Below are 1,248 nucleotides of genomic sequence, written 5' to 3' on the forward strand. Positions count from 1 at the left end.
ATCAGCGTAAAAGCCTGGCAGAGAGTGTTCGGAAATCATACGGCCCATAATGGTCATATGCTTCCAGCCCTGGCCCTGAACCCACACCATGTTGCCATCATCGGTCACGTTCATCCCCATGGCATACCCCGCTTTTTCATAAGACTTGGAGTCATGGGTTTTTTTGGCATCCATATACCAACGGATATCACCGGCGGTATCGATAATGTAGAAACCTGGCATGCCGTCCCATGAAAACGCACCGTGTGCGCCTGGCGTGTTGTGAGTCAGGATACCGTTTTTGGTGTTGTCGCTGGTCCAGTTAATGAAGTACAAACGGTCTTTAAACTCTTTATCAACCTTCTTTACATTTACCAAAGGATGCTTGGCCCACTGGTCAGCATCAAAAGAGGTCGCCACATCAGGAGTCAACAAAGAATAGGTATGAGACTTGGTCTTACCACCCTCTTTAAAGGTGACAGTGAATTCGTTCATGTGGTCCGGGTAAAGACCAAAAATAGGCACACCACCCTCATCTTTAATACGGTTGTCAGCCACTTCATAATCCAGCTTAGCGCCGCCTTTTTTGGGCTTGATGCTGACTTTAACGTCACTGATTTCCTGACTTGCAGAACTCAGCGTCACCACTGCGGTCAAGGGTGCATTGTCATAAGGGTCGTGAATGATATAACCCAGTGGTTGATTAGGCAGATTAGAAGGCTTCATGCCCGTCAGAGAAGCCGTCGCTGCACCGGAAAGTAAAACACTGGATACAGCAGTAGCGATAAGCAACTTTTTCAACATTTTAATATCCTTACACAGTATGTATGACGCATCCATTCGATAGATTTAGATTTGTCATTGCCGCTGGTTTTATTCCAGCTAGTTAGATGAAGGCATATTCTGAAATAAGATTTATAGAACGCATCAGGCGAATACTTATTTAACAGAGAAGCCAATAAAGTTTATCAATGCGATTTACTGTCACCGGCTGGAGATACTCCGGGATAACTTTAGAAACCATCGAAGCTATGCCGAAATATCAACAACCTGTGAAGTTATTACTTGTTAAAGAAAGTCCGTACCCAACCGAAAGTCAGAGGTGCCAGCGCAATCATGAAGAAGGTGTAGGCAATCATGCAGTAGTGCGCCATGTTCATGCCAAGCAGGGTCCAGTCATCTTCACCACAACCACCGGTTGGTGCGAATTCGAATGGCAGCCACTCATCCAGCGGCAGGTTCAGGGGGAAACGTGGGTCTGTTGAACAT

General features: G+C 46.1%; 2 protein-coding genes. Both read right to left on the reverse strand.

Annotation, left to right across the window (positions count from 1 at the left end):
* Positions 1–783, reverse strand: a 783-nt coding sequence (locus ACRRUX_RS20520) for an aryl-sulfate sulfotransferase (RefSeq protein WP_432534093.1), incomplete at its 3' end; no start/stop codon positions are given.
* Positions 784–1,040: 257 nt separating this feature from the next.
* On the reverse strand, positions 1,041–1,248 hold a 208-nt coding region (locus ACRRUX_RS20525), incomplete at its 5' end, for a disulfide bond formation protein B (protein ID WP_432534094.1).

Source organism: Shewanella sp. GXUN23E, assembly GCF_050865035.1.
GTDB lineage: Bacteria > Pseudomonadota > Gammaproteobacteria > Enterobacterales > Shewanellaceae > Shewanella.